The 8096-nt window shown below is 40.2% G+C and carries 5 protein-coding genes; 1 reads left to right on the top strand and 4 read right to left on the bottom strand.

The features are described 5' to 3' along the window. Nucleotides 1-87: 87 nt before the first annotated feature. Nucleotides 88-555 (bottom strand): sigma-70 family RNA polymerase sigma factor, encoded by a 468-nt coding sequence (locus tag M1R56_RS08685; protein WP_248035766.1) that lies wholly within the window; start codon nucleotides 553-555, stop codon nucleotides 88-90. A gap of 172 nt (nucleotides 556-727) precedes the next feature. Beyond that, entirely contained in the window at nucleotides 728-2953 is a 2226-nt protein-coding gene (pbp2a, locus tag M1R56_RS08680) for a penicillin-binding protein PBP2A (RefSeq protein ID WP_248035764.1), read from the bottom strand. A gap of 88 nt (nucleotides 2954-3041) precedes the next feature. Between pbp2a and M1R56_RS08675 the strand changes: the two genes are divergently transcribed. Continuing rightward, nucleotides 3042-3917, top strand: coding sequence for an RluA family pseudouridine synthase (locus tag M1R56_RS08675; RefSeq protein WP_348982774.1), 876 nt, complete (start codon nucleotides 3042-3044; stop codon nucleotides 3915-3917). 76 nt (nucleotides 3918-3993) lie between these two features. On the opposite strand, the gene gap is transcribed toward M1R56_RS08675, so the two are convergent. Further along, complete coding sequence (gap, locus tag M1R56_RS08670) at nucleotides 3994-5004, bottom strand: type I glyceraldehyde-3-phosphate dehydrogenase (protein WP_049492462.1); 1011 nt, start codon at nucleotides 5002-5004, stop codon at nucleotides 3994-3996. A gap of 274 nt (nucleotides 5005-5278) precedes the next feature. After that, nucleotides 5279-7930 carry a bifunctional acetaldehyde-CoA/alcohol dehydrogenase gene (gene adhE, locus M1R56_RS08665; protein ID WP_060956407.1) on the bottom strand — a complete coding sequence of 884 codons (2652 nt, stop codon included), beginning with the start codon at nucleotides 7928-7930 and terminating at the stop codon, nucleotides 5279-5281. Nucleotides 7931-8096 lie beyond the last annotated feature (166 nt).

Genomic DNA, 8096 nt, shown 5'->3' with positions numbered 1-8096 from the left:
TTGACCAACGGACCGGAGTTGTTATTTTCAACTCTTACTATTATACCGACTTTTCTTACTTTGTCAACACCTTTTTTTAATTTTTTTTCATTTCTCCTGAATTACTTCCTTCAGCTCTCTGAGAAGGGCTTTGCGGCCTTTAAATCGTTCGTCTGCCCAGAGGCGTTCATAGGCTTCTTGCTTATCTTGTGGTAACTTTCTCCTATAAGTATTCAACAATTCATGAAGGGCGTAGTAATCATCCAGCCACAATCCTCCTTCTGGTAGGCGATGGCTAATTTCCCCTACTTCTTCATAGGCCATTCGGTCTAGGCGACGTTTTTGACTCTCTTGTTTTCTGACGCTATCTAGGATTCGATTGCGGAATTTTGTTTTGAAGTAGACATAGAGTTTCTTTTCTTCTTCTACTACTAGTTCTGGATGGGCCTCGAGGAGTTCATAGAGACAGATCAGTCCTTCTTGATCCCAATCCTCTTTTTCCCACAGGTGAAGATAGTAATCTTTTCTACATTTATGGACAATTCCTTTTACTTTCTCATAATACTTTTCAAGCATTTGCTTTCCCCCTTTCTCTGCTTGTAGTATAGCAGAGAAAGGCGGAAAGAAGGGCTTTGGTTTCTGTCTTGTGCTTTTTTTACTCTCTAATGTTATGGAAGTTGTGAATGCTGACAAGTGAGAGTGAAAAAAGACAAAGATTTGAATCCTTGTCTTTTAGCTTATAAACGTATTAGTGAAACAGATCTACAATGGTATCCCAAACTGTCTGGGCTTTTTCTTTAATCTTAGCATCTGAAATAGCTTTGCCTGCTTCATCGACCAGATTTTGTGCTCGTCCACGAATATCTGCTAATATATCATCCGACTGCGTACTAGTATCACTTGTAGTTTGTTTCCGTGTGTTTTCTGGTGCAATACCATTCATTTTATAAGCATTTTCAACTGTAAAAGTGCTTCCTGGTGTATAAGGAAGAATTGTTTCTGCCATACTTCTAAAAATGTGAGCAGCACCATTCGAAGTCGAACCTGCCAGATAATGATTTTCGTCCGTAGTCGGGAAACCAAGCCAATGACTTATCACCACATCAGGCGTATATCCGATAACCCACTGGTCACTTGTATATACTGGGTTAAAAGCTGCTTCAGTTGTACCAGTTTTCCCAGCCATAACATAGTCATCTGGCGAGGAGCTTATTCCTGTACCGTTTGTAAAAGTACCTAACATCATACTGGTCATTTTATCGGCTACTGACTTATCTATTATACGTTTTTGAGAATTTTTGTGGGTTGCAATGACTTGGCCGCTCGCATTTTCAATACGAGTAATAAAATGCGCTTCAGGTATCAAACCTTCATTTGCAAACGCTGCATAAGCCTGCGCCATTTGTAGCGGACTTGTCTCCACCCCACCACCTAGAGCTACACCTAACACACGATCAACATTCGTTAAATCAAGTCCGAATCTTTCACCTGATTCAAAAGCCTTATCGATACCAAGTTGCTTGACTGTCGCTACAGCAGGAAGATTTAGAGACTCGGCTAAGGCTTGATACATTGGAACTTCTGGTGATGTCTTGATTCCTGCGTAATTGTCTACTTTATAATCACCATATTGCATGGTATGATTATCCAGCTCCTTATTAAGAGACCAACCCGCTTCGACTGCTGGTGTATAGACTACTAAAGGTTTAATCGTTGAACCTGGACTTCTTTTGGTCTGGGTTGCATAGTTAAAATTTCTGAAACCTGTCTTATCATCCCCTGCCACTCGACCAACAACTCCTCGAACTCCACCCGTTTTTGGCTCCAAAGCGACACTACCAGACTCTGCATGTGTCCCATCTTCAGCTGTCGGAAAGAGCGAAGTATTTTGATAGATAACCTGCATATTTGCTTGGTAATTTTGATCTAGCTCCGTATAAATTCGATAACCGTTATTAACGATTTCTTCCTCTGTTAGATTATACTTTTCAATAGCTTCATTAACAACTGCATCAAAATAAGAAGGATAACGGTAGTCTGATATTTTCCCTTCATAACTATCTTTCAATTGAGAAGCCATATCAACACTTGCTGCTTCTGCTTCCTTATTTTTATCAAGGTAACCTGCAGCCACCATATTTTGTAAGACAGTGTCTCTTCGATTAGTTGAATGTTCAATAGAATTCAGAGGATTGTACAATTCTGGGCCTTTAAGCATACCTGCTAAAGTGGCGGCTTCATCAAGAGTTAATTCCGATGCTGAAACACCAAAGTACTTTTTACTAGCATCCTCAACACCCCAAACTCCATTACCAAAATAGGCATTGTTCAAATACATGGTTAGAATTTCTTTTTTACTGTATTTTTTGGTTAATTCTAAAGCAAGGAAGAATTCTTTAGCCTTTCTCTGAACAGTTTGGTCTTGTGAAAGATAAGCATTTTTCGCTAACTGTTGGGTAATTGTAGAACCACCACCCGAGCGACCAGCTGTTAGGATAGCTAGGAAAAAACGACCATAGTTAATTCCACTATTTTTATAGAAGCTTCTATCTTCTGTCGCAATAACGGCATTCTGCAAATCTTCACTAATTTCCGAGAGCTCAACGTAGGTTCCTTTTTGGCCTGACAAGGCACCAGCCTCATTCTCTTCTCTATCAAAAATCACCGTTCGTGTTTTCAAAGCATTCTGCAATTCTGTAACATTTGTCGATTTAGCCAAGGCAAATAGATAGACCCCAACAAACAAGCTTGCACTTAGTCCAAGAATGAGAAAGATTTTTGTCAGATGATAGCGACGCCAAAATTTTCGAATGGGGCCGACTTGCCCAACTTTCTTTCGCCCACCTCTTGACCGTCTTAACTTAGTCGAGGTATTTTCTTCACTATTAACTTTATCGATTTCTATTTCTGCCATTTCAGATTCTTCTTTTTTAAATAAAGAAAGAAACTTTTCAAATAATGTATCTAATTTCATGCGTTTATTTTATCATCTTCCCCATAGGAAGACAAGAATTTAGCTAGTTTCTCTATCCAAATAATCTATTTTTTGTTACAATATCTGTATGAAATTTACCTTTGTTATCCCTGATTCTCTTCCTGAAATGACTGTCAAAGTCTTCTTGGAGGAGCAACTACTCATTCCGAGAAAAATACGGCATTTCTTGAGAATTAAAAAGCACATTCTCATCAATCAAGAAGAAGTCCACTGGCATCAAACTGTCAAATCCGGAGATGAATGTCAACTGATTTTCGACGAGGAGGCTTATCCTACAAAAGAAATTGTTTGGGGAAATCCTAATCTTGTCCAAGAAGTCTACCAAGACCAACATTTGATCATCGTGAACAAACCAGAAGGTATGAAAACTCACGGGAATCAACCAGAAGAAATTGCACTTCTCAATCATGTCAGCGCCTATGTAGGCCAGACTTGCTATGTTGTCCATCGCCTAGATAAGGAAACGAGTGGCCTCGTACTATTTGCTAAAAATCCATTTATACTGCCCATCCTCAATCGATTATTGGAGAAAAAAGAAATCTCCCGCGAATACTGGGCTCTGGTTGAGGGAAAAATAGGAGTTAAAGAGCTCGTCTTTCGAGATAAAATCGGTCGCGATCGTCACGATCGTAGAAAAAGAGTTGTGGATCAAAAAAATGGTCAATACGCCGAAACCCAAGTAACTCGGTTGAAACAATTTCAAAACAAAACCAGTCTCGTTCGATGTAGATTGAAAACAGGACGCACTCATCAGATTCGAGTGCATCTATCTCACCACGGACATCCAATCCTTGGAGATCCTCTCTACAATCCACATTCCAAATCTAGCAGACTAATGTTACACGCATTTAAACTATCCTTTGTCCATCCTCTGACATTAAACAAATTAAGCTTTACTGCGCTATCAGACACATTTGAAAGAGAATTAAACCAAAATGGATGACACTAGCATCCATTTTTTCTTATAGATACCAAAAAAAGCAAGACCAGTTGGCCTTGCTTTTCCATCAACTCAAGAATTATTTAGCGATTTTAGCGAAGTATTCAAGAGTACGTACAAGTTGTGCAGTGTATGACATTTCGTTGTCATACCATGAAACAACTTTAACCAATTGTTTACCGTCAACGTCAAGAACTTTAGTTTGAGTTGCGTCAAACAATGATCCGTAAGACATACCTACGATATCTGAAGATACGATTGGATCTTCTGTGTAACCGTATGATTCGTTTGAAGCTGCTTTCATAGCTGCGTTCACTTCATCAACAGTAACGTTCTTTTCAAGAACAGCAACCAATTCAGTAACTGATCCAGTTGGAGTTGGAACGCGTTGTGCAGATCCGTCAAGTTTACCGTTCAATTCTGGGATTACAAGACCGATAGCTTTAGCAGCACCAGTTGAGTTAGGAACGATGTTTGCTGCACCAGCGCGAGCACGACGAAGGTCACCACCACGGTGTGGTCCGTCAAGGATCATTTGGTCACCAGTGTAAGCGTGGATAGTAGTCATCAATCCTTCTACAACACCAAAGTTGTCTTGAAGAGCTTTAGCCATTGGAGCCAAGCAGTTTGTAGTACATGAAGCACCTGAGATAACTGTTTCAGTACCATCAAGAACATCGTGGTTAGTGTTGAATACAACTGTTTTAACGTCGTTTCCACCAGGAGCAGTAATAACAACTTTCTTAGCTCCACCTGGGTGCAAGTGTTTTTCAGCAGCTGCTTTCTTAGCAAAGAAACCAGTAGCTTCAAGAACGATTTCTACACCGTCGTTAGCCCAGTCGATTTGTTCTGGATCACGTTCAGCAGAAACACGGATGAATTTACCGTTAACTTCAAATCCACCTTCTCTAACTTCCACAGTTCCGTCGAAACGACCTTGAGTTGTGTCATATTTCAACAAGTGTGCAAGCATAACTGGATCTGTAAGGTCGTTGATGCGAGTAACTTCAACACCTTCTACGTTTTGGATACGGCGGAAAGCAAGACGACCGATACGTCCGAAACCGTTAATACCAACTTTAACTACCATTAGTGATTTCCTCCTTATGAAAATCATGAAAATTTTATTGTGAAAAGAGTAACTTGAATCACTACAAATCACCTTTCAACAAACCTATTATATAACTATTTGAGTTTAATTGCAAGCGCTGGCCTTGATTTTCTGATGAGCTTTGGTAATATTTTCATTTCTTTACTTGGCCTTGCATCTGACTCTCATGCTAGCAATTTTTTATGAAAATAAACTCTCTAACCATAAAAAAACCGAGGTCCCCCTCGGTTTTGGCTGATAATTAATTAATTAATTATTTACGACGTCCTGGTCTTTCTTTGTAACCATAGTAAGCATCTTCGATGATTTCTTGCATGTGGTCAACCATTGGAAGACGTGGGTTTGCAGGTGAACATTGGTCTTCATAAGCAAGGAAGGCCAATTCACGTGAATGTTCTTTCCATTCTTTTTCGTCAACACCTTGTGCTTTGAAGTTCATTTCGATACCTACGCGCTCACCGAGTTCGTAAACAGCTTTTGCAAAAGATTCAACCCCTTCTTCTGGTGTAGAAGCTGGAAGTCCAAGCATACGAGCGATATCTTGATATTTCTCGTCTGCACGGTAGTAGTTATACTTAGGCCATGTAGCTGTCTTAGCTGGGCGAGTACCGTTGTAACGGATAACGTATGGAAGCAAGATTGCATTTGTACGTCCGTGAACTGTGTGGAATTGCGCACCAATCTTGTGAGCCATTGAGTGAGAAATACCTAGGAAGGCATTGGCAAAGGCCATACCAGCGATTGTTGAAGCGTTATGCATTTTCTCACGTGAATGGAAGTCTGCATTCTTAACTGAGCTTTCAAGGTTTTCAAATACAAGCTTGATGGCTTGAAGTGCAAGACCGTCAGTGTAGTCGCTAGCCATTTGTGATACGTAAGCTTCAGTTGCGTGAGTCAATACGTCCATACCAGTATCAGCAGCAACAAATCCAGGAACTGTCAATACCAAAGCAGGGTCTACGATTGCCACAGTTGGTGTCAATGAGTAGTCAGCGATTGGATATTTACGGTTGTTTGCTTTATCAGAGATAACGGCAAATGGAGTTACTTCAGATCCTGTACCAGATGTAGTTGGGATAGCGATGAATTTAGTCTTCTTACCAAGCAATGGGAATTTGAAGGCACGTTTACGGATATCCATGAATTTTTGAACAAGGTCACGGAAGTCCACTTCTGGTTGTTCGTAGAAGAGCCACATTACTTTAGCAGCATCCATTGGCGATCCACCACCAAGAGCGATGATTGTATCTGGTTTGAAGGCACGCATGATCTCAGTACCACGTTCAACTGTAGTAATATCTGGATCTGGTTCTACATCTGCAAAGATTTGGTAAACAACCTTATTGCGACGAAGGTCAAGTTGTTCGATGATACGATCAAGGAAGCCAAGCTCTACCATAGCGTGGTCAGTAACGATCATGACACGCTCAACGTCACGACATTTTTGAAGGTATTGAATTGAATCACGTTCAAAGTATGTTTTTGAAGGAAGTTTCATCCATTGCATGTTATTTCTCCGTCTTCCGACTTTTTTGATGTTCAAGAGGTTGATGGCGCTAACGTTATCCCCAACTGAGTTACGTCCGTAAGAACCACATCCGAGTGTCAATGATGGCAAGAAGGCATTATAAACGTCCCCGATACCACCGAAAGTAGAAGGTGAGTTACAGATAACACGAATAGCTTTAACAGCTTTACCAAATTCTTTAGTCAATTCTTCATCAGCTGTATGGATGGCTGCTGAGTGCCCAAGACCGTTAAATTCAACCATTTGACGAGCTTTAGCAATACCATCTTCACGGCTTTCAGATTTCAAAACTGCGATAACTGGTGACAATTTTTCACGAGTCAATGGCTCGTTTTCACCAACTTCTTTACATTCTGCAGCAAGAATGTTTGTTCCTTCTGGAACAGTAAATCCTGCTTGTTCTGCAATCCAAGTTGCTGGTTTACCAACAATGTCAGCGTTCAATTTTGCACCAGCACAGTTTTTGCTGTTTGCTTTCACGCCGAAGCAGAACTCTTCAAGAAGAGCTTTTTCTTTTTTGTTTACAAAGTAAGTGTGATAAGATTTGAACTCTGCTACAAATTCATCGTAAATTTCTTTATCAATGATAACCGCTTGTTCAGATGCACAGACCATACCGTTGTCAAATGATTTAGACATTACAATATCGTGAGCAGCTTGGCGGATGTTAGCTGATTTTTCCACATAAGCTGGAACGTTACCGGCACCTACCCCAAGAGCTGGTTTACCACATGAGTATGCCGCTTTAACCATGGCATTACCACCTGTTGCAAGGATTGTTGCAATACCTTCGTGGTTCATAAGCGCACTAGTTGCTTCCATAGATGGTTCAGTAATCCACTGTACACAGTTTTCAGGAGCACCTGCTTTAATCGCTGCATCACGAACGATTTGAGCTGCGTGAGCTGATGATTCTTGAGCTGATGGGTGGAATGCAAAGACAATAGGATTACGAGTCTTCAATGAAATCAACGCTTTAAAGATTGCTGTTGAAGTTGGGTTAGTTGTTGGAGTGATACCACAAACAACACCAACTGGTTCAGCGATAAGAGTCAATCCTGTTACATCGTCTTCTTCGATAACACCAACTGTTTTAGTGTGGCGCATGTTGTTTACTACGTGTTCACAAGCAAACAAGTTCTTAGTCGCTTTATCCTCAAATACTCCACGTCCTGTTTCTTCAAAGGCATGTAAAGCCAATTCTCCGTGAGCATCAAGTGCAGCAACTGAAGCTTTTGCTACGATATAATCGACTTGATCTTGGTCAAGTTTACGCATTTCTTCAAGGGCAACTAAAGCTTTTTGCACCAAACCATCGACATGCTTTTCAGCAGCGAGTTTCTTTTCTTCTGGTGTTACAGTTTTTTTATCAGCCATATTTTCCTCCATAGCTTTCAAGGATTGTAAGTCCTTTGTTAATTTTTTCACAAGTTTATTATAACTCTTTTTTAAACGTTTGTAAACAGTTTCATAGACATTTCACAAACTTTTTTTATTTGTTTGTGAAAATAATTTCAAATATACCTGCACATGCACTTTTTCA

The organism is Streptococcus sp. oral taxon 431, from assembly GCF_023115445.1.
Lineage (GTDB): Bacteria > Bacillota > Bacilli > Lactobacillales > Streptococcaceae > Streptococcus.
This window is presented reverse-complemented; position numbering and strand designations above follow the sequence as displayed.

What these genes read in the sequence shown, in the direction of transcription:
- M1R56_RS08685 (WP_248035766.1), bottom strand. Translation starts at nt 555, where the DNA reads ATGCTTGAAAAGTATTATGAGAAAGTAAAAGGAATTGTCCATAAATGT.
- pbp2a (WP_248035764.1), bottom strand. Translation starts at nt 2,953, where the DNA reads ATGAAATTAGATACATTATTTGAAAAGTTTCTTTCTTTATTTAAAAAA.
- M1R56_RS08675 (WP_348982774.1), top strand. Translation starts at nt 3,042, where the DNA reads ATGAAATTTACCTTTGTTATCCCTGATTCTCTTCCTGAAATGACTGTC.
- gap (WP_049492462.1), bottom strand. Translation starts at nt 5,004, where the DNA reads ATGGTAGTTAAAGTTGGTATTAACGGTTTCGGACGTATCGGTCGTCTT.
- adhE (WP_060956407.1), bottom strand. Translation starts at nt 7,930, where the DNA reads ATGGCTGATAAAAAAACTGTAACACCAGAAGAAAAGAAACTCGCTGCT.